Annotated in this window: 29 protein-coding genes; 10 read left to right on the top strand and 19 right to left on the bottom strand. The window is 48.3% G+C overall.

The genetic code is table 11. The annotated features are described in order from the left end of the window. Positions 1-637 precede the first annotated feature (637 nt). Positions 638-1,270 carry a 3D domain-containing protein gene (locus ACFO8Q_RS01860; RefSeq protein WP_380023878.1) on the top strand — a complete coding sequence of 211 codons (633 nt, stop codon included), beginning with the start codon at positions 638-640 and terminating at the stop codon, positions 1,268-1,270. A gap of 157 nt (positions 1,271-1,427) precedes the next feature. Here the strand turns inward: ACFO8Q_RS01860 and ACFO8Q_RS01855 are convergent, their stop codons facing one another. From ACFO8Q_RS01855 to hepT, 4 genes are read right to left on the bottom strand one after another with little or no spacing between them, the layout of a single operon-like run. Continuing rightward, positions 1,428-2,225 carry an ABC transporter permease gene (locus ACFO8Q_RS01855; RefSeq protein WP_380023874.1) on the bottom strand — a complete coding sequence of 266 codons (798 nt, stop codon included), beginning with the start codon at positions 2,223-2,225 and terminating at the stop codon, positions 1,428-1,430. 4 nt (positions 2,226-2,229) lie between these two features. Then, positions 2,230-3,030, bottom strand: coding sequence for an ABC transporter permease (locus ACFO8Q_RS01850; protein ID WP_380023872.1), 801 nt, complete (start codon positions 3,028-3,030; stop codon positions 2,230-2,232). Beyond that, on the bottom strand, positions 3,011-4,009 hold the full coding sequence (locus ACFO8Q_RS01845; protein ID WP_380023871.1) for an ABC transporter ATP-binding protein: 999 nt from the start codon (positions 4,007-4,009) through the stop codon (positions 3,011-3,013). Before ACFO8Q_RS01845 ends, ACFO8Q_RS01850 begins: the two co-directional genes overlap by 20 nt. 2 nt (positions 4,010-4,011) lie before the next feature. Further along, on the bottom strand, positions 4,012-4,449 hold the full coding sequence (hepT, locus tag ACFO8Q_RS01840) for a type VII toxin-antitoxin system HepT family RNase toxin (protein WP_380023869.1): 438 nt from the start codon (positions 4,447-4,449) through the stop codon (positions 4,012-4,014). A 141-nt stretch (positions 4,450-4,590) separates the two neighbouring features. Between hepT and ACFO8Q_RS01835 the strand changes: the two genes are divergently transcribed. From ACFO8Q_RS01835 to thiO, 4 genes are all read left to right on the top strand, one after another. Then, positions 4,591-5,118 carry a CDP-alcohol phosphatidyltransferase family protein gene (locus tag ACFO8Q_RS01835; protein ID WP_380023868.1) on the top strand — a complete coding sequence of 176 codons (528 nt, stop codon included), beginning with the start codon at positions 4,591-4,593 and terminating at the stop codon, positions 5,116-5,118. A 38-nt stretch (positions 5,119-5,156) separates the two neighbouring features. Continuing rightward, the gene (locus ACFO8Q_RS01830; RefSeq protein WP_380023866.1) at positions 5,157-5,738 is read left to right on the top strand and encodes a class I SAM-dependent methyltransferase; all 582 of its coding nucleotides are present in this window, start codon (positions 5,157-5,159) and stop codon (positions 5,736-5,738) included. A 209-nt stretch (positions 5,739-5,947) separates the two neighbouring features. Beyond that, positions 5,948-6,607: a thiamine phosphate synthase gene (gene thiE / locus ACFO8Q_RS01825; protein WP_380023865.1), complete on the top strand. Its 660-nt coding sequence runs from the start codon at positions 5,948-5,950 to the stop codon at positions 6,605-6,607. A gap of 26 nt (positions 6,608-6,633) precedes the next feature. Beyond that, complete coding sequence (gene thiO, locus ACFO8Q_RS01820; RefSeq protein ID WP_380023862.1) at positions 6,634-7,743, top strand: glycine oxidase ThiO; 1,110 nt, start codon at positions 6,634-6,636, stop codon at positions 7,741-7,743. On the opposite strand, the gene ACFO8Q_RS01815 is transcribed toward thiO, so the two are convergent. Beyond that, the gene (locus ACFO8Q_RS01815; protein WP_380023860.1) at positions 7,727-8,452 is read right to left on the bottom strand and encodes a glycerophosphodiester phosphodiesterase; all 726 of its coding nucleotides are present in this window, start codon (positions 8,450-8,452) and stop codon (positions 7,727-7,729) included. The genes thiO and ACFO8Q_RS01815 overlap by 17 nt on opposite strands. A gap of 162 nt (positions 8,453-8,614) precedes the next feature. Here ACFO8Q_RS01815 and ACFO8Q_RS01810 point away from each other — a divergent pair, with 162 nt between their 5' ends. The 3 genes from ACFO8Q_RS01810 to ACFO8Q_RS01800 all read left to right on the top strand — a co-directional run bounded on the left by ACFO8Q_RS01810 (position 8,615) and on the right by ACFO8Q_RS01800 (position 12,256). Then, positions 8,615-9,574, top strand: a complete 960-nt coding sequence (locus tag ACFO8Q_RS01810) for a GntR family transcriptional regulator (protein WP_380023857.1) — start codon at positions 8,615-8,617, stop codon at positions 9,572-9,574. Positions 9,575-9,663: 89 nt separating this feature from the next. Beyond that, complete coding sequence (locus ACFO8Q_RS01805) at positions 9,664-11,391, top strand: 2-oxoacid:acceptor oxidoreductase subunit alpha (RefSeq protein WP_380023855.1); 1,728 nt, start codon at positions 9,664-9,666, stop codon at positions 11,389-11,391. Position 11,392: 1 nt separating this feature from the next. Beyond that, entirely contained in the window at positions 11,393-12,256 is an 864-nt protein-coding gene (locus ACFO8Q_RS01800) for a 2-oxoacid:ferredoxin oxidoreductase subunit beta (RefSeq protein ID WP_380023854.1), read from the top strand. Between the two features lie 131 nt (positions 12,257-12,387). On the opposite strand, the gene ACFO8Q_RS01795 is transcribed toward ACFO8Q_RS01800, so the two are convergent. From ACFO8Q_RS01795 to ACFO8Q_RS01770, 6 genes are all read right to left on the bottom strand, one after another. Further along, positions 12,388-12,624: a hypothetical protein gene (locus tag ACFO8Q_RS01795; protein ID WP_380023851.1), complete on the bottom strand. Its 237-nt coding sequence runs from the start codon at positions 12,622-12,624 to the stop codon at positions 12,388-12,390. 71 nt (positions 12,625-12,695) lie between these two features. Further along, positions 12,696-13,811: an alanine racemase gene (locus ACFO8Q_RS01790; RefSeq protein ID WP_380023849.1), complete on the bottom strand. Its 1,116-nt coding sequence runs from the start codon at positions 13,809-13,811 to the stop codon at positions 12,696-12,698. Between the two features lie 20 nt (positions 13,812-13,831). Further along, positions 13,832-14,338, bottom strand: a complete 507-nt coding sequence (locus ACFO8Q_RS01785) for an NUDIX domain-containing protein (protein WP_380023847.1) — start codon at positions 14,336-14,338, stop codon at positions 13,832-13,834. Further along, positions 14,335-15,255 carry an NAD(P)/FAD-dependent oxidoreductase gene (locus ACFO8Q_RS01780; RefSeq protein ID WP_380023846.1) on the bottom strand — a complete coding sequence of 307 codons (921 nt, stop codon included), beginning with the start codon at positions 15,253-15,255 and terminating at the stop codon, positions 14,335-14,337. Before ACFO8Q_RS01780 ends, ACFO8Q_RS01785 begins: the two co-directional genes overlap by 4 nt. A 14-nt stretch (positions 15,256-15,269) precedes the next feature. Next, a complete protein-coding gene (locus tag ACFO8Q_RS01775; protein WP_380023844.1) occupies positions 15,270-15,827 on the bottom strand; it encodes a 5' nucleotidase, NT5C type in 558 nt (185 codons plus the stop codon). Between the two features lie 2 nt (positions 15,828-15,829). After that, entirely contained in the window at positions 15,830-16,942 is a 1,113-nt protein-coding gene (locus ACFO8Q_RS01770) for a class I SAM-dependent methyltransferase (RefSeq protein WP_380023843.1), read from the bottom strand. A 108-nt stretch (positions 16,943-17,050) separates the two neighbouring features. Between ACFO8Q_RS01770 and ACFO8Q_RS01765 the strand changes: the two genes are divergently transcribed. Further along, entirely contained in the window at positions 17,051-17,317 is a 267-nt protein-coding gene (locus ACFO8Q_RS01765) for a hypothetical protein (RefSeq protein WP_380023841.1), read from the top strand. A 30-nt stretch (positions 17,318-17,347) separates the two neighbouring features. Here the strand turns inward: ACFO8Q_RS01765 and ACFO8Q_RS01760 are convergent, their stop codons facing one another. From ACFO8Q_RS01760 to ACFO8Q_RS01740, 5 genes are all read right to left on the bottom strand, one after another. Further along, positions 17,348-17,524, bottom strand: coding sequence for a hypothetical protein (locus ACFO8Q_RS01760; RefSeq protein ID WP_380023839.1), 177 nt, complete (start codon positions 17,522-17,524; stop codon positions 17,348-17,350). A 29-nt stretch (positions 17,525-17,553) separates the two neighbouring features. Next, entirely contained in the window at positions 17,554-17,784 is a 231-nt protein-coding gene (locus tag ACFO8Q_RS01755) for a hypothetical protein (protein WP_380023838.1), read from the bottom strand. A gap of 33 nt (positions 17,785-17,817) precedes the next feature. Beyond that, on the bottom strand, positions 17,818-18,300 hold the full coding sequence (locus ACFO8Q_RS01750; RefSeq protein WP_380023837.1) for a divergent PAP2 family protein: 483 nt from the start codon (positions 18,298-18,300) through the stop codon (positions 17,818-17,820). A gap of 86 nt (positions 18,301-18,386) precedes the next feature. Next, complete coding sequence (locus ACFO8Q_RS01745; protein ID WP_380023877.1) at positions 18,387-19,445, bottom strand: M42 family metallopeptidase; 1,059 nt, start codon at positions 19,443-19,445, stop codon at positions 18,387-18,389. A gap of 140 nt (positions 19,446-19,585) precedes the next feature. After that, on the bottom strand, positions 19,586-21,367 hold the full coding sequence (locus ACFO8Q_RS01740) for a B12-binding domain-containing radical SAM protein (protein WP_380023836.1): 1,782 nt from the start codon (positions 21,365-21,367) through the stop codon (positions 19,586-19,588). Between the two features lie 130 nt (positions 21,368-21,497). Here ACFO8Q_RS01740 and ACFO8Q_RS01735 point away from each other — a divergent pair, with 130 nt between their 5' ends. After that, positions 21,498-21,800, top strand: a complete 303-nt coding sequence (locus ACFO8Q_RS01735) for a YunC family protein (protein ID WP_380023835.1) — start codon at positions 21,498-21,500, stop codon at positions 21,798-21,800. A gap of 75 nt (positions 21,801-21,875) precedes the next feature. Here ACFO8Q_RS01735 and ACFO8Q_RS01730 read toward each other — a convergent pair whose 3' ends face one another. From ACFO8Q_RS01730 to ACFO8Q_RS01720, 3 genes are all read right to left on the bottom strand, one after another. Continuing rightward, positions 21,876-22,640 (bottom strand): class II aldolase/adducin family protein, encoded by a 765-nt coding sequence (locus tag ACFO8Q_RS01730; protein WP_380023834.1) that lies wholly within the window; start codon positions 22,638-22,640, stop codon positions 21,876-21,878. Between the two features lie 81 nt (positions 22,641-22,721). Next, entirely contained in the window at positions 22,722-23,930 is a 1,209-nt protein-coding gene (locus tag ACFO8Q_RS01725; protein ID WP_380023833.1) for an ArnT family glycosyltransferase, read from the bottom strand. 69 nt (positions 23,931-23,999) lie between these two features. After that, on the bottom strand, positions 24,000-25,247 hold the full coding sequence (locus ACFO8Q_RS01720) for a glycosyltransferase family 2 protein (protein ID WP_380023830.1): 1,248 nt from the start codon (positions 25,245-25,247) through the stop codon (positions 24,000-24,002). Positions 25,248-25,327: the final 80 nt, after the last annotated feature.

Here is a 25,327-nt window from a genome sequence, read left to right as displayed (position 1 = left end):
ATTGACCGCACGGATGCGGTTGCTCTTAGCGGGGCTACCATCAATAATTAGACTCAAACGAGCCAAACTAGTTTTCCTAGCTCCCTACACGATTCAGTTTTCAAAGAACGACTTGGCGCTTTAGCGCCTTAGCGTTACTTGTGCCCTTGCGGTGCAAAGAACGACTTAGATCAGGATGATCCACTCCAGGTTATCGCCATGAATGACGATTTTCTTAGTGGAGATCCTCTCATTTTCCACGAAAGCGACTCCACTATATTAACACATCCAAATTACCATTTCAACTGGTAATTTTTAGATCAGGATGATCTATCCCGCGTGTCACCATGGACGGTGACGTTCTTAGCCGGGTGTCCTCTTGTTGTTCTTTCCTTCGCTCTCTCGCGAGGCGACAAAAGTTATACTATCACGAACCGGACTGGAGACTCAACTTAATAGGCAGAACAAAAAACGACAAAACACTTCAAGTTTCCCGTTTTGAAATCATTTATCTCACTTTTTCTCCGCCTAATCCCTGCTTCGGCTTAAACTTCAATTCACCCGCATAGTTGTTTTTTTTCCGTACATCCTACTAAAGAATCTAGAAAAATGAGGTGACCGTCCGATGGACATCCCCAGATGGAGGATTGCCTTGGCAGTGTTATCTTTAACGACACTGTTGAGCAATCCCCATGCTGTTGCTGAAGCGCCTAGTGCCGTACACGCAGCAGCGACCTTATCTCCCGTTCGTTCTTTTTTTACTTATGAAGTTCAACCAGGAGATACACTTTGGAAAATCGTCCAACGCTTTCAAGTGGATCTGGATCAGCTTACAGAAATAAACCCTGATGGCAATCTAAAAAAGCTTGGACACGGCACAAAATTAAGCATTCCCGGAAAGCCGGCAGTCGCTACAACCCAGCCCGTGCTTGCCCCTCAAAAGCAAGTCGTCTACAGCCGATCAGGTCAACCTCTCCGGTATAGCCGGGCGTTGAACTGCAAACTGACGGCCTATACAGCAGGACCGGAATCTACCGGAAAGCATCCCGGCGATCCGGGCTACGGAATCACCTATTCCGGGAAACAGGCCGCTGAAGGACGAACCATCGCAGTAGACCCTGCGCTGATTCCTCTTGGCAGCAAAGTATATATAGAAGGGATCGGATTTCGAACCGCGGAGGACACCGGAGGCGCCATTAAAGGAGAACATATCGACGTATTCTTCAACGATATACGAACCGCAGTTGAATTTGGAGTCCAAAAAGGCATCGCCGTCTACATCTTGGAGTGACGGCGATAAAGAAAACTTGGCTCCGCCAAGATTCTGGCGCAGGTGGAGCCTTAGTTGCCCTTATGTCGATAGGACAAAATTTATAATTTCCTATCGACCAAAAGAAAGTGGCATGGTTATTTCCAACCGTGCCACTTTAGTTATGAAAGAACCGGTTTCAACTGCTTGCAGACGTATAAAACCGCAAAGCACGTTTCCAAAACCAACGGCTTAGAAGAAACGTGACCCACGCTATCACGATTGAGATCCCGACATGGCCGAATTCCAATTTTCCAATTAACGAAGCTGCCGGGAAAGTTGTGAGCACTGCAACAGGAAACACATAGGTAAGCAGAAAGCGCAACCAGTCCCGGTAGAGTTGAACCGGATACCGCCCCGTCTCAAACAGAGAAGAAAACAGAAACGAGATATTCTCCACCTTCACAAACCAGAAAGAAAGCGTCATGACCCCCATCCACAGGGAATACAGCGTCACAACCGACGCAAGCATCAGCAGCATAAACAAAAGTACGTCGTCAAACTCCAACCGAATTCCGGCCCCATATACCCCAAAGGCCACGATCGCCAACCCCATCAGGATATCAAAAAACTTCCAGATTCCAATGTGACGAAACGATATGAAAAATTGGCTGTCAACCGGCTTGGTTAAGATGAAATCAAGTGTCCCTTTGCGGATGTGCTGCACAATGCGGCCAATATTAGGCCGCAGCACCATGTCCACAAAACCTTGTAACGCATTAAAAACTCCCAACAAGATCAACACTTCATAGAAACCCCATCCACCAAGGCTTTTCGTTTGATAAAAAAAGACCTGCACCGTTAACACAGCCATGGCTACTCCGAACAGAGTCATCAAAAGATTCGATACAAAGTGGGAACGGTATTCCATTTCCTCTACCAACGCGGCCCGGAGAAACTCACGAAGAATCCTCAAGTGACGCATTACACCGGACATCCCATCAACCTCCTGCAGCCCCGTATTTCTTCAAACCCCTCCGCCATAATCCTGCATACATCAGCAAGCAGAGAACCAACCATACACTCTGAAACATAAATCCGCGTACGACATCGATTTCCGACCAGGGACGGGTTAACAAATCGACCGGAAATCCGAGCATCCAATAAAAGGGGCTGATCTCAGCAATCGTCCGGACGAACGGCGGCAGCAAAGCCAAGGGAGCTATCAACCCGCGCAGAAAGTATCCGATACCGTCTATCAATGTGAAAAGAGCCACTGAACGGTTGGTCCAAAAAGCCAGCAATCCAATGCAGTAACCGAATAAATAACGAATCGCTGCAGCAAACACAACCGAGATAATGGCGCCGCCCCACTGCAGTCCCGTCAGTTCCAGCCGGATCACCGGCAAAAAGATCCATGAAATTCCCCACGCCAAGACCATAAGAACCAAATAGAACAGTTTATAGACCAGATTCTCCGCAATCCGCCAGTGAATGGGGTTAAAGGGACGAACCAAGTAGGATGAAAACGTACCTTCCCGAATCTGCGCATCCAACTCCCAGACATCCCACGAAATGGTCAATCGCATGACAAACATAGCGGCTAAAAAGTAACGGATAAAATCAGCCTGCCCGTATCCGCCCACCGTCCCTTCGCCTGAAACAGCCAACCAGACGGCAAGCGTCACCAGCGGCGTTACAAAAGAACCGAACATGTAAAAGAAAGTTTCGCCCCGGTATTCCACCAGAATTAACCAGGCCACCCGCATTAATTGACTGTACTTATGAAAGAGCCGCTGCATCCGAATCCCTCTCAAACGCCCGCGAGATAACATCTTCCATAGACGGGTCTTCGATTGTGAAGTCCACTATCGGAAGCATCGCCAGAATTCCGGCAGAGCGTGAAGAAACTTCCTCACGCGGCACACGCAACGAGACCCTGGGATATTCGGAGGACAAAATTTCGCCGTGCATCGATAATTCTTCAGATGACACCGGATGTTTCAATACCAGGTTCGCTACCTTATAGGGTGCAAATCGCTCGACCAGCGCATCCAATTCCCCATCATACAAAATTTGCCCCCGATTGATGATAATAACACGCTTACAGAGAGCGACCACGTCCGCCATGTAATGACTCGTCAACAGAATTGTCGCTTTGTACTTCTCATTGTATTCCTTAATAAACCGGCGAATCGACTCCTGCATATTCACATCCAGCCCGATCGTCGGTTCATCCAAAAACAGAATCTGCGGACGGTGAATCAAAGAGGCAGCCAGCTCACATTTCATTCGCTCCCCCAAAGACAACTGCCGTACGGGCTTGCGAAGTACCGGTTCCAGCTCCAATAGCTCAATTAGGCCGTCTAGAGTCTGCCGGAATTCCTCATCGGGGATCTCATAGACCGCCTGGTTCACCAAAAAAGTCTCCATAGGCGGCAAATCCCATATCAATTGCGATTTCTGTCCCATCACAAGTGAAAACTTTCTTTTAAATGAAGTCTCGTGTTTAAACGGAACATGTCCCGCCACCTCAACCGTACCCGATGTTGGGTACAGCAGCCCGGTCAACACCTTCATGGTCGTAGTTTTCCCGGCCCCGTTGGGTCCCAAGAATCCAACAATCTCGCCGGGTTCGATATGAAAAGAGATATCCTCAATCGCTTTTACCAAACGGTATTGCCTCCGGAACAAGCTTTGCACCGCCCCGCGAAAACCTGCTTCCCGTTCATGCACTCTGAAAAATTTGCTCAACTGCTCAACGCGGATCCCTTCCGTCATGCCTAGCTCCCCAATTGTACGTAGTCGGCCACATAGTTCCGGAAAGCTGCAAACTCCAGCTTATGAGTCTGTATCATGAAGAACAATCGATCGATATCCCGTTCCAAATAATCATGGGCAAGCACACGCCGGAATTTTACGGCTTCCATGAACGACTGGGCAAATTCCTTCGGGAACATATTCTCTTCTGCAAGAACCTGCACAATATCTTCGTAAGAACTGGGATCCCGCATAATCAATGCATCAATAATCAGATTTCCCACATCGGTAACGCATTCAAGGGCAATATGGAAAGCGCGTTCTCCAGCCGCCTGCAGGATTCCGTCAGCACAGAAATCTTCGCGTGACGTGTCAGCCACTTTTTCCAAAATCTCGACACAGCGATTCATCTCCGTAAAATACTGCCGAATCTGCTGCCTATGTTGATCGGTAATGAACATCTTCTCTCGTCCTTTCCATCATGCTTCCTCTATTGTACATATTTCGTACCCAATTTTACCATCCCCGATGCGGTATCCCATGGAGGTTTTGGGGTGATAGTAATTCTGTAACAATTGTACAAGGGGTGAGGAGAGCACTTGTTGAATCTGCCAAACACTTTGACAATCGCCCGTCTCTTCTTGATTCCTGTCTATCTTTTTGTTTTCTTTTCCGATTTTGAATCCAAGAGTCTGCTGGCGTTTGCAGTTCTCTTTCTGGCTGGACTTACGGATATAGCCGATGGATACTTCGCCCGAAAGTACAAGTTAAGTACTGAACTGGGAGTCATACTTGACCCATTGGCTGACAAAATGTTTATGATTTCGGTCCTTGGCTCCTTTATTATCTCCGGGACGATCAGTTGGTGGGCTGCCGGCAGTGTAGTGGTCCGTGATTTGAGCATGATTATCGGTTCGGCGGTGTCACAAGTTCGGATGGGAAAGATTCTGCCGGCGAATATGTACGGAAAATTAACGACGCTGCTGTTTTATGTTTCCTTTTTCTTGCTTATTTTGGAATCCCCTATCGGACAACTGTTCTTGTGGTGCATCATCTTGTTTTCCTTTGTAACCAGTACGTTTTATCTTGCGGAATATAAGAAAATGAGCCGCCTGCAGCATGAAATTTAAAACTGGTGGATTCGTCAGAAAGGCGGGATGAAAACTGCATGGAATTATCACCGAAATGGTACCATTGGTTCGTCCGTCCCAAATGGGTGACCCACAGATATATCCATAATGTCATTCAGGATTATTTTGATTTTAACGGAAAAACGGTTATCGATTTCGGCTGCGGGGTAGGATCCAACAGCTCAATGTTTGCCCCGGCTTCTTATCTCGGATTGGATTGTGATTCACAAAGGATCTCCTATGCACAGCGGTTATACCCCGATTATAGTTTTCAAGTGTTTGACAGGAACCGTGTGCCTGTTGCAGACAATTCGGTGGATTATATCCTGATCGTGGCAGTCTTGCATCACATCCCCTCTGAGGAACTGCATGCTTATCTGCAAGAGTTTCGCAGAATATTAAAACCTTATGGAAAAATCATTGTCATGGAACCGTGTTTGGATCTCAATTCTCCGGTGTCGAACTGGTTTATGACATTTTTTGACAAAGGTCATTATATTCGAAACGAAGATGATTATATGAAGTTATTCCTCCGAAATGAATATCAAATCAACAGGCTGAAACAGTTTAAGAAGCTTCTTTTATACAATGAACTGTTTTTTTCTGCCGTTCCCAAATAATCATATTCATTGATTGACCCTGTTTAAAAATGGGTGTTACAATGAGAGACAATAGACTGGTACAGTAGAGTGAAACTGGCCGCCATCCACCCATAGTCACATCGTCGACAGACTCTTTGTCACTATGAGGTAGAGCGGTTTTTGTTTTTGAGTCAACGAAACGGTTGAGTAAGAACCGAATTGCAGTAAAACGAATAGGAGCAGCTTGCATGTCAACAAATCAACGGTTTCAATTGCACATGATTACAGATGGAATGAAACAAGCGGAGGAACTGCGTGTAATCGTCGCTAAAGCACTCCACGGGGGTGTGGATGCGATTCAACTCCGTTACAAATCGGCTCCGGCACTCGATATCTATTTGTTGGGAGAGATTCTAAAACCGGCCATTGACCGGTCTGGAGCCAATCTGCTCATCAATGACCGGGTGGACGTCGCACTCGCCTTAAATGCGAACGGCGTCCATCTTGCGGGAAAAAGCCTGCCCGTAGATGCCGCAAGAAAAGCAACCGGTCCCAATATGCTTCTGGGGTGTTCCGTTCATTCTGTGGATGAAGCGAAACGTGCGGAAGAACTGGGGGCTGGTTATATAACGTATGGCCATATTTTCACCACGAATTCGAAGCCGGGGTTGCCTCCCCGCGGTGTGGAAGGACTCCAGGAGGTCGTGGATGCCGTCTCCATTCCTGTTTTGGCTATCGGCGGCATAACGGCTGAGAACATCGATCAGGTGTTGGCGACAGGTTGTGCGGGTATCGCGGTGATTGGAGCCATTTCCCTGGACCGGGATCCGGAGGCTGCAGCGCGTCTGCTGCGGGAAAAGATGGATAGAAGTCCACATAAACCGCGCTTCTGCCTGCCGCGAGGATGAATGTTACGGTGAGGGGGAATACGGGAATGCAAGGGTACGATGTTTGTATTGTTGGCGGCGGAATCATTGGATGCTCGATCGCGTATAACTTGGCGAAAAGAGGGCTGCGCTCTGTCGTGATTGAGAAAAACGCGCTTGGCAGTGAGTCCACACAGGCGGGTGCAGGAATGCTTGGTGCACAGGTCGAGATGGAGAAACCGGGTGCTCTCTTCGATCTCGGGATACTTAGCCGGGCACTTTTCAGAGACCTCCAGCAGGAATTGAAAGAGCTATCCGGTGTAGATATCGAACTGCAAACTTCGGGCATACTCCGGCTGGCGGTGTCGGAAGAGGATCGTCGCAGTCTGCTTGATCGACGAGAATGGCAAAGTGCTGCGGGCCAAAAAACCGAGTGGCTGGAAGATGACGACCTGCGTAAAGAGGTCGGCGACTTGTTTGGCTCTACATATGGCGCCCTTTTTCTGCCGAAGGATCACCAAATCCGCGCCATGGCGTTTCTGAGAGCCCTAGTTTCTGCTGCCGGGAGACTTGGAACCGTTTTTCTAGAACACACAGAACTGATTGGATTTGTGCGGAAAGGCGATCGGATTGTCGGTATCGAAACCAACAATGGGCCGTTTGCAGCGGATGCGGCGGTGATTGCCGCCGGGGCTTGGAGTGGGATAGTAGGGAAAATGGCAGGACTCGAATTGCCGGTCTTCCCCGTCAAAGGACAGTCAATTCTGGCGGATTTTCCGACACCGGTTACGCCATTCACCGTCTTTACTCATGGAACCTACATGGTACCGAAAGTCACTGGTCATCTTTATATCGGTGCTACTATGGAAATGGCCGGATTTGATAAAACTGCAACGCTGCAGGGATTGAATCGATTGCTGTCTGATGCGGCCCGTATTATGCCATCGGTTGGAAAACTCGGCTGGAGCGGGAATCTGGTTGGACTGCGGCCAGGATCGCAGGATGGCCTGCCATTTTTGGGGCAGGTGCCGGGGCTGGACGGACTTTATGTGGCATCGGGACATTTCCGCAACGGTCTGCTGCTTTCACCTATCACCGGTGTTGTAATGGCTGAACTGATTACCAGCTGCACTCCTCGTGTGGATTTGTCGCCTTTTCGTGTTAGCCGTTTGTGGTGATAAGGGATTTCAGCCGATCCGGATAATTTGTGATGATGCCATCGACTCCCATCTGCAGGATCCTTTTCATCGAGAAGGCTCTGTTTACTGTCCATGTATTAATTTGAAAACCAAGTTTATGAAACTGTTCCACTTTTTCTTTTGTTACCAATCGGTAGCTTGGGTGGACCGCATCGCCACCCAGTGACTGCAGATACTCAAATAGATTTGCCGGCTCCCGATCGTAGAGGGTTCCTGTCCGAATATGGGGAGCCAATTTTTTTATTCTTCGAACGGATTCATGGTTGAAAGAAGACACGATTACTTTCTTACTATCACAGTAACTGTCAATCAGAGAAACGACTTTTTCTTCCAGTCCGGGGTAAGGCACCTCGGAGTTCTTGAGTTCGATATTCAGATACATTCCATTAAATTCCGCGAGTACCTCTTCAAGCGAAGGTATCTTTTCCCCCTTCCACCGTTTTCCTTTCCAGCTTCCTGCATCTGCCGATTGGATCCCATTCCATGTATACGTGGACACTTGTCCACGTTTATCCGTGGTCCGGTCCATTTTTTCGTCATGAATTACAACGGGAATCCCATCTTTTGTAAGCTGTACATCGAACTCCAGTCCATGACACCCCATTTCTTGAGCCAATCGAAATGCCGAAATAGTGTTCTCCGGCGCATAAGCAGAGGCTCCACGATGTCCGTAAATCAATGGATTCATAATTAACAACTCCAATCTTTTTTAATCAATAAAATTTTAACGAAATGTGAAATTTCCCTTTCAGATAGTCGTGTATTGGAGTATAATAATAACGAAAGGGGACTTGGATTAATGGATTAGTCCAATTGCTCTTTGGCAGTACCAATATGGGGGGTGAAGTTGATGCCGTTTCCGATTGTCCGTAAAAACGGAATTCCGTTATATGTACAAGTAAAAGAAGCAGTAATGGCGGAAATTAAAAGTGGACAATGGAAAGCGGGCGACAAGCTGCCCACCGAGCGTGAACTCTCCGAGAAATTAAAGGTTAGCCGGAACACGGTCAGCCAAGCCTATCAAGAGTTGGAAGCAGAAGGTGTTTTAACCTCGGTTCAAGGCCGGGGCACATTTGTGTGCGATCGCGATGATGCGGTTTTAATCGAGAACCGCAAAGACCTTTTGCATAAAATTATTGATATTGCGATGGAAGAGGGTTTGCAGCTTGGATTTACGATCGACGAATTTGTCGAGATGACCGAATTGAGAGCCAAGGAAAAGAAAGAGTTTCTTAACAATGTACAGGTTGTATTTATTGAATGCAACCGGGAACAGGTTGATTTCTTTGCCAAAAAGCTTCAGTTTGGATCCGGAGTTACCATTACGCCGCTTGTGTTGGATGAGTTTCGACTGAAAACGGAAGAATACCTTCCTACAGTACTTTCCTCTGACCTTGTCGTCACCACTTTCTTCCATTATGAAGAAGTGAAAGAGCTGGTCCAAAACCGCAATCAGGTTTTGGCAATTGCTTTGGATCCACAGCTCGAAACGATCGTGAAGATCGCTCGGGTTCCACACGGAAAACGGGTAGGTCTCGTCTGTCGTTCCGACAATTTTGCAAGCAAGGTTCTCCTCGCCTTGAAAAATGCGGGTCTCGATATGACCATTAACGTGTCCACCAGAATGAACCTGGAAGAACTTGCTTCATTTGTCTCGACACATGATGTATTGATCGTTTCACCCGGACGCCGCCGTGATGTTGAATCTTTACTTAACCGCAGGCAGGAAATCATTGAGTTTGTTTACAAACCGGATGTCGCTTCCATTAACTTGTTGCGCGCTGCTTTGATAGATATTCGACGCCAATAACAGTGCGATACAGATTACGGTGAAAGCGTTGTCCAAGGTTTTGTATATAGGCGCACTGCGCCACTATTAGTCATTAGGGAGTGTACAGGATGCTAGAACAACTTTCATGGAAGGTTGGAGGGCAACAAGGGGAAGGGATTGACTCCACGGGTGAAATCTTTGCCACCGCTCTCAACCGTAACGGGTACTTTGTTTACGGGTACCGCCACTTTTCATCCCGGATCAAAGGCGGTCATACAAACTACAAGATCCGTGTAAGCACGAAACCGCGTCCAGCGAACGCTGACAATCTGGACATCTTAATTGCTTTCGACCAGGAAACAATCGATTTTAATGCCCATGAGCTTCGTCCGGGCGGTGTCATTATTGCCGATGAGAAATTCAAACCGGTTGCACCTGAAGGACTGGACGTGCGTTTCTTTATCGTTCCTTTAACCAAATTTGCCGAGGAAGCCGGTTCTGCAATCATGAAAAACATGGTGGCCCTGGGTGCTTCTGCCTGTGTACTCGGTCTTCCTGCATCTACATTTGAAAGCTTGATCTCCGACATGTTCCTTCGGAAGGGACAAAAAGTCGTGGATTCCAATATGACAGCGATCCAAAAAGGGATCGAATTTATGAAAGAAAACGGCGGAGAGATCGCAGAATTCCGCCTTCAGCCGGGCGACGGCAAACAGCGCCTGTTCATGATGGGAAATGACGCGATCGGACTCGGAGCATTGGCTGCCGGTGCGCGCCTCATGCCTGCTTACCCGATTACTCCTGCATCCGATGTGATGGAATACTTGATCAAGAAGTTCCCGAAAGTTGGCGGACACGTAATCCAAACAGAAGATGAAATCGCTGCGATCACGATGACAATCGGTGCCAGTTACGGCGGTGTTCGCTCGCTGACTGCGACTTCCGGTCCGGGACTTGCGCTCATGATGGAAGCGATCGGTCTTGCCGGCATGACAGAAACTCCGGCCGTAATCATTGACACTCAGCGCGGCGGTCCGTCTACCGGTATGCCGACCAAACATGAGCAATCTGACATGTATGCAGTGCTGTTCGGTACACACGGTGAAATTCCAAAGATTGTACTTGCTCCTGCTACAGCGGAAGAATGTTTCTATATGACGGTTGACGCATTTAACTATGCTGATCAGTACCAGCTGCCGGTTATACTGATCACTGACCTTGCTCTGTCACTCGCAAAGCAATCAGTAGAGCCTCTTGAGTACGACAAGGTCACAATCAACCGCGGTAAGTTGGCAACTCCTGAACAACTTGCAGCAGTTGAACCCGGAAAGCTGTTCAAGCGTTACGAGTTCACCGAAGACAACATTTCACCGCGGGTATTCCCTGGACAAAAAGGCGGAATTCACCACGTAACCGGTGTCGAACATACTGAAGTTGGACGCCCAACCGAAGATGCGGCAATCCGGATCAAGATGATGGATAAACGCCTCAACAAAGTTCAAGGTGAACTGCCGAATTCTGTATCCTATACTGGTTCTGACAATCCGGATCTGCTGGTAATCGGAATCGGATCCACAATCGGTGTTATCGATGAAGCTTTGGAACGTCTCGCAGCGGAAGGCATGAGTGTTGGCCACGCTCAAGTTCGAGTGCTGTCCCCATTCCCAACCGAAACGCTTCAAAAATATGTTGATAAAGCGAAAAAAGTGCTGGTTGTTGAGAACAACGCCACCGGCCAGTTGAAGAACCTGATGCAGTTCTTTGGTGTTAAGGGAGAATTCCACTCACAGCTTAAATATGACGGAAACCCTTATCTGCCGCATGAAATTTACTCCCATTGTAAGGAGCTGTTCTAAGATGGCAACAGTTAAAGATTTCCGAAATGAAGTCCGTCCGAATTGGTGCCCTGGCTGTGGAGACTTCTCCGTACAGGCAGCCATCCAGCGTGCACTTGCCAATACAGGTAAAGAGCCTGAAGAAGTTGCAGTAATCTCCGGTATCGGATGCTCCGGCCGTATCTCCGGTTACATTAACTCTTACGGTCTGCACGGCATTCACGGGCGTTCACTTCCAATTGCGCAAGGTGTTAAGCTTGCAAATCGCAATTTGACTGTCATCGCGTCCGGCGGGGACGGAGACGGCTTCGGTATCGGTTTGAATCACTTTATGCATGCGGTTCGCCGGAATATGGACATTACCTATATCGTGATGGACAATCAGATTTACGGTTTGACCAAAGGTCAAACTTCTCCGACTTCGGCTCACGGGTTCAAAAACAAAACAACCCCGGAAGGGAACATCGAGCATGCATTGACTCCAACCCAAGTGGCGCTTGGAGCCGGCATCTCCTTCCTGGCACAGGGATTCTCAACTGATATTAACCAGTTGACCCATTTGATCGAAGAAGCAATTAACTACAAAGGATTTTCACTTGTGAACGTATTCTCCCCTTGCGTAACGTTCAACAAGATCAATACCTACGACTGGTTTAAAGAAAATATTGTCAACCTTGACAATGACCCGAACTATGATTCTTCCAACCGTGCAGCGGCAATGGCAAAGGTTGTGGAAACAAACGGTCTTTGCACCGGCCTCATCTTCAAAGAAGACCGCGTTGCTTACGAGGAACTCATTCCGGGTTACAAGCCGGAACCGCTTGTCAATCAGGACATTGCGCTCGACCGCGCCCTGTTTGATCAGTGCCTGAAAGAGTTTGCTTAATATCTAAGAAAAGCTTCCTCAAAGTATCGCGCTATCCTCAAGGGTATGCTTCGATTGAAGCTTTTCTTAATAAAAAACGGACCCCTGCTCCCAGCAAAGGAAGCAGGGGTTCTTGCTTCATTTTTTATCGGTTAACCAAGTCTGGTTCCAACATATTCCTCCAGCATCCGGACTTTTACTTCAACTCGCGTGATTTTGCCGCCCACGATGTCAGCGAGACTGTCCAGCATACGCTCCATGTTTTTTTGGCCTTCTTTTAGTTCTGTGACATCGGATTTAAGTTGTCCGATGTTCGCTTTCATTTCTTTCATATCCGTTTCCATCGACACCAGTTTCTCAAAAATCTTTTGCGACAAATCATTTTCCACAGGGCGACATCCTTTCAAATATTTTCAACTCTAGCGTATCACAAAGAGAATATGCGAACGAGTGTTTGTTTTCACTTAACCTTCCCTCTTGCAATCACTTGCCATCGGTCCCTGAGTCCTCTATCGTCCACTACAATCAATTCATCCGCCAGGTTGACTACCGGACAGGCGTGATTTGGGATGATTTCGAGCAAATCCCCAACCTGAATCGGGTCAGCCGGTGAAACTTTCACCACTCCATGCTCTTCCGACAACCGCTCGATTTCCGCAGCAGGATAGTCCACAATCAAACCGTATCCCGAGACTCCTTCCACTCCGTGAGCACCCCGATCCAGTGCCAGTGTTTTCGCACCAGCATCAGTCACAATTCGATCAGGAGCCGGACGGCTTACGACTTGGGTCAATATGCGGAGTGCACAACGCTCCATCGGCACCACCCCCAACCGGACTTGGGTCATGTCATAAAACACATAATTCCCGGGTCGGATTTCAGTGACTCCCGGTACGGATCCTGAGATTTTAACCGTAGGCGTAGAACCAACTGAAATCTCGGAAACCTGAAGCCCTGCCTGATTGAGAAGTGCCGCTGTGTCTAACAGACTCCTAGCTTCGTCCCGTGCGATTTTTTCAAGCAAATGGGGTTCAGAAGCCCCGTAAGCGTGTCCGGCATGAGTCAGCAATCCGATCAACCGGATCCCCGGCAAATCGGCTATCCGCCTTGTGAAGTCGGCTGCTTCCTGCCCGGGCTTTTTCCCGCATCGCTGCAGCCCGCTGTCCACTTTCACGTAGACATCGATTCGTCTGTTCTGACTCGCAAAAAAACTGGAAAGAGCCTGGGCCCCCTCGAGAGAATCAATGATCGTCGAAACCTGAATTTGTTCGGCAAGAGCCAGTAGCCTCTTCAGTTTTGAGTGTCCGATGATCGGATAGGCAATCAGAATGTTCGCGCATCCTCGGATTGCCATTTCTTCCGCTTCCCCGATTTTTGCGACGGTTATTCCTATGGCTCCCCGTTCTCTTTGAAGTTGTGTGATCTCTGCCGTTTTGTGTGTCTTCGCATGGGGCCTCAATTTAACCCGGCTGGCTTCGGCAAATTCCGCCATATCATCGAGATTCGCGATCAACTTGCCATAGTGCACCAGCACCATGGGAGTATCTGCCGAATCCGTTTTCCAGAACCGTTCCATCCATCTTCCCCCGATATCCGTCATTTTGAATAAGGGTGATCCAACTCGCGAATTCGTTCCATCACATAGGGATACACGCTGTCCCGAAGAATGGGAGAATATGTGGCGTCGTTTCGGATCTCATCCGGACTGGGCGACTGGTCACAGATTCGAACATCCTCAGTCTCAAAATCGGCAGGCAAAGGGTGCAGGCGTGCCACACGCGCAATATAGATCGATTTGATCATCGTTTTACGCTCTTCGGTTATTACATACTGCCCGATCCATTCGATGGCATCGATTTCCCCCCCTGTTTCTTCAAAGGTCTCCCGGATGGCCGCCAGAACGGGCAATTCATTTACTTCAATCGTCCCGCCTGGAACTTCCCAGCCGCGAGTTCGATGTTTTGTAAGCAGCAGTTTCCCTTGATAGAAAGGGATCACGAGGACATATCCCGCCGGTTGCAAATTCGCCGGATCGAACGACAAGGTCACTTGACCTCCGTAAGCCCCCGGAAATTGAAAGGTAGTAGGCTTTCCAGAAGTCATTCCGCCACCTCCCCGGCTTCCAGCCGGCAGGAGATTGTTTTGGCTGCTGCCATACCTTGTGCGGCCGACCCTGCAATACTCGAAAACAGTGGACGTGTACAGAGATCCCCTACGGCAAAGATATTGCGCACACTTGTTTCACCAACCTCATTCACCCGTACATACCCGTCTTCATCCAACTGCACTTGACCTTTCAAAAGATCACTGTTAGGGGCGACACCAATCCTCACAAACACAGCGTCCACAGGAATTTCTTGCAAAGTCCCCTGGGTGTTCGCCACAATCGATTCTACGCATTGCTTGCCTACAATCTTCTGCACAACTGAATTTGTCTGCACATTGATCCTTGGATGCTTCAAAACGGGATCTAAGAACTCTTTTCTTGCACGAAATCGTTCATTGCGATGAATCAAAATGACATTCGCTCCATTCTCAGCAAGCAGGAGAGCCCCTTCTGCGGCACGGTCTCCGCCCCCGATCACCGCCACATTTTTTCCGCTGAATTTTTCTTTGTCGCGAGAGGCTGAATAGACTTCATTCCGCGCAATCATCTCCGATTCGCCGGGAATTTCAAGCCTCCTGTCCCGTGATCCGAGTGCAAGAATGAAAGCTTTGGCCCGGTATTCGCTATCCTCCGTAATCAATCGTTTCTCGTGCAAGCGCAATTCCCTTACCTCAACACCACATTCGTACAGGCTGCCTGCTTCTTTCACATGGGAAAGAAAGCGTTTCTGCAGCTCTTTGCCATTGGGTGCCGGAATCCCTAAGTAATCGATAATCGGATTGTTAATGCCCCGCAGTTGGCCGCCCAGTTCATCGCTTCGTTCCAGCAAAATCGCATGCAAGCCTAACCGGTGGCACCAAATCAGAGCCGAGAGTCCGCCGGGCCCGCCTCCGACAATCACTACATCATACATCCGCACCTCTCCCATCACTTGAGCCCACCGAATGCCAAAAAAGAATCAACTTTCTCCTCAAATTCCAGCCAGCCGGATACACGCAGACAAGAGACATCCCGGTTATAGGGGTAATCCATTGCCACAGCCACCCTTCCGCTATCGAGGAATGCCTGCAGATTGTGAGGCGCATCGTCAAACAGGAGATCCCCGCAGATCATGTTTTTCCGGTGAGCAAAAATCAAATTTTCCCGTCCGATGAATGGCAGATATTGCGCCACCCACTCTTCTTTTTCCCGGTAAGCAAAAACTGATGGGGATGCTGTTACAATCAGGATATCAAACCGTTTTGACAGCCTTTCGAGAACCTCAATCGCATGCGGCACCGGTTTTAAAACGGAAAAGAGACCGGGCTCGTTCAGATAATCATAGATTTTTGTCCCGCATTCCGGCTTAACGTAAGATTTCGCATCCCAACGAACCACCCGTTCCACCGTCAAATCATCCGCAAAATCCCGGTTGTAGCGCCCGTACCACTCGCTCATCAAATCCACAATCACAGAGTCCATATCCATACAGAGTACTTTTTTCAAAATCAATTCCCCTTCTCTTGTATCAGGACTTTACAATCTTCTCCCAGCCCCTGCGGCAAATAAAGTGTCAGCATCTTTTGCAATTCAAAATCGGCCCGCAGATCCCGAAACGCCAAGCGCTGCAGTTCCGTTACCTTTTCAAGAAATCCGAGTTTCTCCAAGAACTCCGATTGAGTGACAAAACGAATCGTCTTGACCCCTTTGTTCGCCCCTTCTCGCTGCAAATAACTGAAATCCACATCGGCTGTAATGTCCTGTTCCCCGACTCGTTCGTAGGGGTTGGAGCCAAGCGTTTGCTTGTAATAACATCGAATGCCGCCTGAACGAACAGACTTCCAGTAGACTGCCGGGGAAAGATCCCCATAATCGACCGTTAGGATATACCCGCGCTGCAGCGCATCTGCCATATCCATAATGACCTTGCCCGCCAGTGGACAGACCTCCAACCGGTCCCTTTCTTCCAATTGGGACCGCACGCCTTCGTCAAGAATATCGGCCAATCTGGCATCCGACAGCGGGCCGGTGATTTCTTCAAAAATCCACCCCTCCTCCGTTTCACGAAGGGTCACATATCGCTCCTGCAGGTGCCCGTTCTCCATAATTAATCGATGTACCGGGAGGGCGTCAAACAGTTCGTTGCTCAAAATCACACCGGTCAAAGAACCATAGCCCGGCACCTCCTGCAAAGCGGAGTGCCAAGAAATACGCCCGCCACTAACTTCTTTCGTAGTTTCTCTTTGGGTCTCCCGCAAAACCGGGCTTTGCTCAACAATTGCATATTCTAATTCAACGCCGGTTGTTCCAAGTCTTCCCCATTCAGTTAACAGGTCGCTAGCCAGGGCACCGGTTCCTGCCCCCATTTCAACAACCGTAAATGCAGCCGGAGAACCAAGCCTCTGCCAGAATTCAAAGATCTGTCGGGCAACGCACTGTCCAAAAATCGGATGAACCATTGGCGATGTATAGAAATCACCGCGCTCCCCAATTGTCATGTTCTCTCGATTGTAGTATCCCAATGTCGGATGGTAAAGGACTTCATCCATATATTCGGCAAACGAAATCCGCCCGTTTGAAGACCTGATTTTCGCCGCGACCACCTTATGTAACTCATTCATAATTCCACCTCAAATCTGCCTGCCGCCGCAGAGAACAACAGCCACTCGCCTTTATTGTACCAGAGATGCTACAATATGGGGGAATCAACGGGAAGGAGTCGAATCGCAATGTCTGAAAAAAACACCTGGCACACAGTTGAACTCCCTGAAGGGGCGGAACTCTTAAAGAAAGAACTCTATGACTACAACAGCGAAAAAGGCCGGTATCAAATCGAGCTGTTTGAAACCATTCAGGGAAAATTTTTCGCCATTGGCACCGATAAAGATCCTGATGCCAAGATGATTATCTACGGCAGCAACGTGGTTCCCGACAAATTGATGGCAATCCAAACCGTCATTGAAAAAATCGAACGGGAAGGTGCCTGGTGTGACTAAGGCAAAAAAACGGCCACCGCACCGCGGTGACTAAATATTGTCATCGTAATCATACCGGAATCCGTCCTGCTGTGCCTCTGTTCTCTCTTGCCCGACCGTCGGTTCAAGGTCCTGCCACGTCGCCGGGATCGCCTGTTTTGCAGCGCGGCGGATTTCTTCCTCCAAACTTGGGACAGGTGGTTCTTCAGGCTGGTTTTGACGCTCCATAAGCATTCCCCCTTTCAGTGTGCAGCTTCTCAATCAACGCGCTGCGGATCGTCAGGATAGCTTGCCGGTCTGTTTTGTCCTTCTTCCCTTTCAGCCCTTTGTTCCGCAACCTCTGTCATGGAAGCGGTTTGATCGGCCGTCTCGCCGCCGATATTTGCCCGAATAGATGTTTTGATCATGGCAGCTTGGATCGCTTCATCCGCTGTATCCTCAACCTCACTTAACGTTTCTTCAATCAGTTCCGGCTGGTTGTCCACCATATCCCCGCACCCCCTAGGTGAAGTATTTCCGAGTCACTTCCAGGCTTGATAAAACAACAGCGCCCATACACTCCCGAGCATTGCTCCGACCAGTACCTCAATCGGTTGGTGTCCCAGCATTTCCTTTAACCGTTTATGTTTGCGCCGGTAGTCGCGGAGAGTTTTCCCTTTGTATTCTTCCTCGATATGCTTGTCAAAATCCGCCTCCAGCTGATTCAGTGCCATTGCTGTTTCTCCCGCGTGTCTGCGTACGCCCATCGCATCGTACATTACAATGAGCCCGAGAATCGCTGCAATAGCGAACAATGGAGATCCAAATCCTTGTGTCAAACCAACACTGACAGCCAGGCAGGATACAGCAGCCGAATGGGAGCTCGGCATTCCACCGGTATTGATCAGCTGCCTCAGATCCCATTTTCCATGTGTCAAAAAAAAGATCGGTACCTTCACCAGTTGAGCAACCGCGGTAGCGAGCAGCGAGGCAATGAACGGAAAATTCAATAAGATGGTTCTCATGGTTCCCTCCTGAAACAATGGTTATAGTATGCGCCAAAAAAAGAAAAAACCTTCTCGGGCGGCACCCAAGAAGGTTTCGGCTTGCATTATTTCAGAATGGATGCCAATGTTTTATCATCCAACTTCTTGATGACAGAGACAAGCAGTTTCGCAGCATTATCAAAATCGTCACGGTGCATAATTGCGGCATGGCTGTGAATATAGCGGGTCGGAAATCCGATCACGAGCGACGGCACTCCTTTGCCGTACAAATGGACTTTTCCCGCATCGGTGCCGCCGCCTGGCATAGATTCAAACTGTACCGGAATCCCTTCTTCTTCGGCGGTGTCCAACACAAGATCCAACAGCTTTTTGTGGGGGACCATCGAGTAGTCATAAAGCACAATCAACGGTCCCTTCCCTAACTTGCTGTTCGGCATCACTTCTTCCGACATGCCGGGTGTGTCACCTGCGATCCCAACATCCAGCGCAAAAAAGATATCCGGTTCTACAACGTGAGGCAGAGTTGTCGCCCCTCGCAATCCAACCTCTTCCTGTACAGTTGCTCCGCTGTACACGGTGTTCGGGTGCTGCACCTCTTGCAACTGATGGAGCACTTCCACCGCCAATGCGCAGCCGGCCCGATTGTCAAGGGCTTTTCCCATCATGAATTTCTCGTTGTTCATCAATGTAAACGGGCAAATGGGGAGAATCTGGTCACCGGGACGGACGCCGAAATCTCTGGCTTCCTCCGCACTTGAGGCACCGATGTCAATAAACATCTCCTTGATTTGCACCACTTTATTTCTTTCTTCCGGCGGTAAAATGTGAGGCGGTTTGGATCCGATAACCCCCATAATGTCCCCTTTGCGAGTTTTTATTACCACACGCTGCGCCAGCATAACCTGCGACCACCAACCGCCAAGCGGCTGAAACTTGATATACCCCTTGGAGTTGATATGAGTCACCATTAACGCAATCTCGTCGAGGTGTCCTGCCAGCATGATCTTCGGACCACCCTGGGAACCGGTTTTCTTTGCGATAATGCTGCCTAAGTTATCGGACAGGATTTCTTCGGATACAGGTTCCAAATAACCCCGCATCAGCTCCCGAACTTCATCTTCCTGTCCCGGTGCGCCCGCTGCTTCGGTCAATTCTTTAAACATAGTTGTAACTCTGTCCACATGCAGCCCCCCTTGTATATGTAAAAATATCCAGTTTTAATTGTAGTATAAACAACTAAAAAAGTATACCAATCCCATCTCTCTTAGAATATGCAGAAAAAGGGCGACCCATGAGGTCGCCGTCAAATTGTTTGCATATGGGTGCTATTCTGCTCCACCACGAAATAATCGGCTGTCCCGGCTTGCCGGTGGGGTTCATCATAGAAGACCACAACCGTACTCCTTTCTTCTCCGGTTTGCATTGTTTCCGGGTGGAGAACCGCTTTCGCAACATCACAGTGCAGCGTTAGAATAAAGGCGTTTTTCCGCAACAAATGGGACGGCACGTTCGCAAGAACGGGAATGTTGGCTTTCCGCCACTCCTCATCCTGCAGAACGCGGTAGGTTTCCTCCACCTTCTTGTCGTCTTGCTCCTGCCGGATCCAATCCGGCCATTGACGGGATCGTTCGTGCAGTGCGATGTCCAGCTTTAGCAATTCCACAATTACACCAAGGTTCTGCGCATTTTTCGATTTCAAGAAGTTATAGAGGTGTTCATACAAAGCTTTCAGGCGGTGTCCGATTTTAAACAGACCGTTAGCTTCCCAGTAGTCGGCAAACTCTTGAAAGAAGTCAAAAGGAGTCTCAAACTCCCCGGCAATAATATAGGGCAGTGAAACATTAAACTTGCGGGAATTGCCGTAGCGTTCCAGAATATCTTCCACGCCTTTTAAGCGGAGAACATCTTCGTAAGACAGCACATTGTTATAGAAAATCTCGTACGGAGGCTCATCGTTCCACACATATCCGTGTTCAGCAGCCCGAATCTTGACCCCAACCCCTTTCAACATCTTGAGAAAGCCGAGTTGAAGCTCGTCAGGTTTGAGAGCATACACGTCATTAAACGTCTGGCGAAATGACATGTAATCCTCTTCCGGAAGACCTGCGATCAAATCCAGGTGCTGATGGATTTTGCCGCCTTGCCTGATTTTTGTCACCGTGTTCGACAGCTTCTCGAAATTCTGTCTGCGCTGCACCAATTCATTTGTCAGGTCATTCGTCGACTGAACCCCGATTTCAAATTGAAACAACCCTTTTGGGGCATGTTCATTCAAGAAATCAACCACATCCGGTTTCAGAATGTCGGCTGTAATTTCAAAGTGAAAGGTCGTATCCTTCCGATTGTCGATCAAAAATTGGAATACCTCCAATGCATAGCGTTTATGAATATTAAAGGTACGATCCACGAATTTGATCTGCCGAACACCGGCATCAATTAAAGCCTTAAGGTCTTTCTTGACACGGTCCAAATCAAAATAGCGAACCCCGTCCTCAATCGAAGAAAGACAGTACTGACATTTGAACGGACAGCCGCGCGAACATTCAAAGTAGACGATCCGGTTTTCCAATTCCTCAAACCTGTGTTGATAAGGGGACGGTATCACATTCAGGTCGGCCAGCAGCGGCCTTGGCGGATTTTCCCAGATCAAGTCCCCATCACGATACGTAACGCCCCGGATTCCCTCGACTCCTTGCCCCTCCGATAGAGCCTGCAGGAGTTCAAGAAATGTCTGCTCCCCTTCTCCAACCACTACAAAATCGATATAGGGGTGCTGTTCCATAAACTGCTTGGTCTCGTAGGTGACTTCAGGTCCACCGAGAACAATCTTGGTGTCAGGAAGAACTTTTTTCAACCGTTTGATCACCGAAATAGTCTCGGAAATGTTCCAAATATAGCATGAGAAGCCGATGAGATCCGGCTTTTGTTTATAAATGTCGGCCGCGACCTTCTCGGCCAAATCGTTGATCGTGTACTCAACCAGGCGAATCCCCGGAAAATGCGGTTCTGAAAAACTCCGCAAATAGCGGAGAGCCAGTGAAGAGTGGACATATTTCGCATTCAACGTCGTAAGCAGAATTTTCATTCGTGTCCCCCCTTAATGAGTCTTGTACCAGTATAGTACAGATTTAATTTATTTTCACGGGCACCCGCCGTACATTATTAGGATTGTGCCCCATATTTTATAACAGAAGTTGTGTAAGGGGGGAACCATGATGGTTACCGTAAAACCGATTGAAATTGAAGGGCATACCGTAATCGGCGTTCATGTAGAACTGCCCAAGACGAACTTAATCGCGATCAAAACGGATAAAGGATATATCATGTGCGGAGCCTTGGATGTTGCACTCCTGAACGAAAAATTGGCCGATCGGGAAATCATTGCCGGACGTGCAGTAGGCGTTCGAAGCTTGGATGATTTGTTGAATTTACCGCTTGAATCGGTAACAGCGAAAGCGGAAGAACTGGGAATCGTACCGGGGATGACCGGTCGGGAAGCGCTCCTGAAAATGCTGTAAAGAATTAAAGGAGCCGCCACACGGTGGCAGCTCCTGTTCTTTGTTTGTCTACCATTGATTGTGGAGGCAGCCACCCTACTCCAACAAGTCCGGTTGGAGACGAACGATCTTATCCCACAAGGGTTGGAAGCTAAACCACCCCGCCAGCTCCGAGCCGACCTGAGTTCGTGTCAATTCGGCATTTGATTCTTCGATCAAAACAGGTTTGCCGGCCGCTTCTGCCATCAACTGCGCTTGACAGGACCGTTCCATCGTAATAAACCACCACGCGGCCTCATCCACACTCCGCCCTACAGTCAACAATCCATGATTTCGTAAGATCACCGCTTTATGATTCCCTAGTGCAGCGGCGATCCTCCGACCTTCTTCCGACTCCAGAACCACCCCGGTATAATCGTCAAAAAGGGCATGGTCCTTGTGGAAAGCGCATGCATCCTGCGTGATCGGATCCAGTAAACGACCAAGTGCCGACCAGGTCTTTCCGTATACGGAATGGGCGTGAGCGGCAGCGATCACATCAGGTCTTGCGGTATGAACCTGCGAATGAATCGCAAATGCTGCCCCGTTAACCGGTCGATTCCCGTCCACCACCTCTCCCCGATCATTCACGAGAATCAGATCGGATACCCGGATTTGGCTAAAATGCATACCAAACGGGTTCACCCAGAAATGGTCTGTCAGTTCCGGGTCTCTTGCAGTGATGTGACCCGCCACCCCTTCATCGAATCCAAACAATGAAAACAGACGAAAAGCGGCGGCCAAGCGCTCCTTGCGGTGACGGCGTTCTTCTTCAGGACTCTGAAAAGAAGGCGGTTGCGGCACAATCAACTTGGTTTGCATTTGTATCCCCCTTTTGAACTGCATAAATCTACCAAAATCGTATGTGCAGGTGGACCCCATTGTCAAGAATAAAAGCCCACCTCAGCAATTTGTCCCTCTTAATTTTTTAGAAGCAATTTTTGCAATCACCAGATCGGCGGTAAATAGCGCAAGAAACGGCATTAGGGGTACGGAATAGCGTTCATGTGCCAAATAAATCATGTGTAATAGAGTGAAATATCCGCATAAAACCATAACCGCCACAGCCCCTCGATTTTTAACGGAAAACCACATACCTATAAAGCCTAGTACAACAAGCAGAAGATGATAGCTCCATACAAGCGCTTTTGGAATTGATAAAATGGGTAACCAATAAAAAGGCTCCCCCCAAAACTTGGAGAATTTCCCGATTGTATACCATTTCAGATAAAACCAAAACGAATTTTGAAATCCCTCCTTAATTCTTTGTTTCGCCCATTTTGAATCAAATTCGTCGTTCTCCCAGAGGTTCTCGGTCTTATGCCACGTACGCTGTTCCTCGATTGAGGGCAAATGATAGGGAAATGTACCCAGCAGCAACGGATTTCCCCCGGATTTCGTTAGAGGAATAAACTGCCCGCCCGAGACATGGTAGTTACGGACCCACCAGGGGGAAAGACAAAGTATCAGCACAAACGCTGTCACAACACCTATCTTCACCAATTTCGCCCAAGGAATTTGTCTCCAGTAAAGAAGCAGCAAGAAGAATAACCCTGGCCATAACGCTATCGTCGGGCGGATATAAACAGTTAACACCCAAACCAATCCAAACAAAACACCCCATTTGTATGAGGGTGTTTCCATAGCTCGTATTGCGACATAAACAAGCAACATCAGTACAAAGACGAACATCGACTCAGTCAAAATCAAATTCGATACCAGCCACAAAGGTGGATAAAAGGTAGACAAAATTACTGCCAGCAATGCAGCTTTTTCAGAAAACATTCGTTTCCCGATCAGAAACAGAAAATACAATCCTGCTATGACCATAACCGCTTGGAGAATTCGAATCGTTTGTTCCAAAACGAACCCGTTTCCAATGAATTTCATCAGGATTGCAATAAAGGCGGGAAAACCGGGCGTAATGAACACTGTCGGTCGGTTCGGATCGTTATAGGTAAACATTCCGGTTTCCAACCAAATCTGAGCGGTTTTCAAGTATTCACGATCATCTGATTGCAAGTTATACATCTCTCCACTGGTCAGTACAAGTCCGATTTTCACAACTAGGCTAAGTCCAAGGATAAAATAGAGCCAGCATTTCACAAACATATTGTGGATTCCCACCTCATTGGTTAAGTAGAAAACGGCCTCTGCGGGAGGCCGTTTCGATGTGGTCGTTTAGTGACTCATCTCTTCAAGACGGATGGAACGTGTATGAGCAGTATGGCTCCAAGTCTTGTTCTTTTTAGTGAAGAACGCAATTACGGTTATCGGGAACCAGGTAATCAAGAAGATCGGATAAAAAATCAGTCCAAGATATGCACGCCATGGGGCTCTCTCAAGAATCATGGCGAGAGGTAACTGTCCATAGATCAAAATGCTCACGACTGTCCAGAATTCGGTAGGGAACAATTTCTCTTGGATATCCGTGACTGCCCACCAAGACGGCATAACAAGCTGCAAATACAGGATGATCGAGATAAGAAGGATCATCAACAGACGCATCGGTTGGAATAAATAAAGCGCTGCATCGAGCATTGCCAAATTTCGAGTCTTAATGCTCTTCACAAGGAGCGGCCATAAGTACCGGGAAGCACAATCAAAGTGTCCCTGCATCCAGCGCATACGCTGTTTCCAAGAAGCTTTCAACGTATTCGGCTTCTCATCATACACGATCGCATCATGCGCCCATGTCGGATAAATGCCGCGTTCAACGCATCGAGCAGTGAATTCTACGTCCTCTGTTAATGAATGGGCACCCCAGCCCATTTCTTTTAATAACGGAGTGTCAATACAGATACCTGTACCGCCGAGTGCGTTGGCAAGCCCCAAATTATACCGCGGCAGCTGCCACATCCGATTTGTAAAGTAATACGAAATCGCATACGAAATGGAAATCCAGGAGTCATAAGGATTCTTTGTATCCAGATACCCTTGAATCACCCGGGCTCCCTTCAGCAGTTTCTCGTTCATATGACTGAGGAAATCCGTAGCAGCCAAGTTATCTGCATCGAACATAACAATTGCGTCATACTGCTTTTCTCGTTCCCACAATCGTTCCAACATCCACTCAATAGCGTATCCTTTCCCGCGCTTGGTGTCATCAAAACGTTCGCAGGCAATAGCCCCCGCTCTACGTACGATCTCAGCTGTGTTGTCTGTACAGTTATCACAAATGACGTATATATCATACAACTCATTTGGATAATCCATTTTTTTCAAATTATCGATCAGAGGCTCAATCACTTCTGCCTCATTATGAGCAGCCACAATCACCGCAAATGTCTTTTGTGGGGAATTTTGAATGGTCTCTTTTTTATGGCGCAGCCCAAACAAAGCCAAGATCGCTAGGTAAGCACTCGTGCCACCTATAAGAACTTGGATCGCAATGAATAAACCATCCGCAAGAGTTCCCAGAATACTCATAAGAATTTCCCTCGCTTTAAAATGAGATCGGTATTCAGGTTGCGTGTCTCTAAATACCTTCGCATAGCTCCCCTTCTTTA

Source organism: Effusibacillus consociatus (genome assembly GCF_042652925.1).
In the GTDB taxonomy this organism is placed as follows: Bacteria; Bacillota; Bacilli; order Tumebacillales; family Effusibacillaceae; genus Effusibacillus; species Effusibacillus consociatus.
This window is presented reverse-complemented; position numbering and strand designations above follow the sequence as displayed.

Bases quoted from the DNA above. Each gene is read 5' to 3' on its own strand.
- ACFO8Q_RS01855 (WP_380023874.1), bottom strand. From the start codon at position 2,225: ATGTCCGGTGTAATGCGTCACTTGAGGATTCTTCGTGAGTTTCTCCGG.
- ACFO8Q_RS01850 (WP_380023872.1), bottom strand. From the start codon at position 3,030: ATGCAGCGGCTCTTTCATAAGTACAGTCAATTAATGCGGGTGGCCTGG.
- ACFO8Q_RS01845 (WP_380023871.1), bottom strand. From the start codon at position 4,009: ATGACGGAAGGGATCCGCGTTGAGCAGTTGAGCAAATTTTTCAGAGTG.
- hepT (WP_380023869.1), bottom strand. From the start codon at position 4,449: ATGTTCATTACCGATCAACATAGGCAGCAGATTCGGCAGTATTTTACG.
- ACFO8Q_RS01830 (WP_380023866.1), top strand. From the start codon at position 5,157: ATGGAATTATCACCGAAATGGTACCATTGGTTCGTCCGTCCCAAATGG.
- thiE (WP_380023865.1), top strand. From the start codon at position 5,948: ATGTCAACAAATCAACGGTTTCAATTGCACATGATTACAGATGGAATG.
- thiO (WP_380023862.1), top strand. From the start codon at position 6,634: ATGCAAGGGTACGATGTTTGTATTGTTGGCGGCGGAATCATTGGATGC.
- ACFO8Q_RS01815 (WP_380023860.1), bottom strand. From the start codon at position 8,452: ATGAATCCATTGATTTACGGACATCGTGGAGCCTCTGCTTATGCGCCG.
- ACFO8Q_RS01810 (WP_380023857.1), top strand. From the start codon at position 8,615: ATGCCGTTTCCGATTGTCCGTAAAAACGGAATTCCGTTATATGTACAA.
- ACFO8Q_RS01805 (WP_380023855.1), top strand. From the start codon at position 9,664: ATGCTAGAACAACTTTCATGGAAGGTTGGAGGGCAACAAGGGGAAGGG.
- ACFO8Q_RS01800 (WP_380023854.1), top strand. From the start codon at position 11,393: ATGGCAACAGTTAAAGATTTCCGAAATGAAGTCCGTCCGAATTGGTGC.
- ACFO8Q_RS01790 (WP_380023849.1), bottom strand. From the start codon at position 13,811: ATGGAACGGTTCTGGAAAACGGATTCGGCAGATACTCCCATGGTGCTG.
- ACFO8Q_RS01785 (WP_380023847.1), bottom strand. From the start codon at position 14,338: ATGACTTCTGGAAAGCCTACTACCTTTCAATTTCCGGGGGCTTACGGA.
- ACFO8Q_RS01780 (WP_380023846.1), bottom strand. From the start codon at position 15,255: ATGTATGATGTAGTGATTGTCGGAGGCGGGCCCGGCGGACTCTCGGCT.
- ACFO8Q_RS01770 (WP_380023843.1), bottom strand. From the start codon at position 16,942: ATGAATGAGTTACATAAGGTGGTCGCGGCGAAAATCAGGTCTTCAAAC.
- ACFO8Q_RS01765 (WP_380023841.1), top strand. From the start codon at position 17,051: ATGTCTGAAAAAAACACCTGGCACACAGTTGAACTCCCTGAAGGGGCG.
- ACFO8Q_RS01760 (WP_380023839.1), bottom strand. From the start codon at position 17,524: ATGGAGCGTCAAAACCAGCCTGAAGAACCACCTGTCCCAAGTTTGGAG.
- ACFO8Q_RS01755 (WP_380023838.1), bottom strand. From the start codon at position 17,784: ATGGTGGACAACCAGCCGGAACTGATTGAAGAAACGTTAAGTGAGGTT.
- ACFO8Q_RS01750 (WP_380023837.1), bottom strand. From the start codon at position 18,300: ATGAGAACCATCTTATTGAATTTTCCGTTCATTGCCTCGCTGCTCGCT.
- ACFO8Q_RS01745 (WP_380023877.1), bottom strand. From the start codon at position 19,445: ATGTTTAAAGAATTGACCGAAGCAGCGGGCGCACCGGGACAGGAAGAT.
- ACFO8Q_RS01740 (WP_380023836.1), bottom strand. From the start codon at position 21,367: ATGAAAATTCTGCTTACGACGTTGAATGCGAAATATGTCCACTCTTCA.
- ACFO8Q_RS01735 (WP_380023835.1), top strand. From the start codon at position 21,498: ATGGTTACCGTAAAACCGATTGAAATTGAAGGGCATACCGTAATCGGC.
- ACFO8Q_RS01730 (WP_380023834.1), bottom strand. From the start codon at position 22,640: ATGCAAACCAAGTTGATTGTGCCGCAACCGCCTTCTTTTCAGAGTCCT.
- ACFO8Q_RS01725 (WP_380023833.1), bottom strand. From the start codon at position 23,930: ATGTTTGTGAAATGCTGGCTCTATTTTATCCTTGGACTTAGCCTAGTT.
- ACFO8Q_RS01720 (WP_380023830.1), bottom strand. From the start codon at position 25,247: ATGAGTATTCTGGGAACTCTTGCGGATGGTTTATTCATTGCGATCCAA.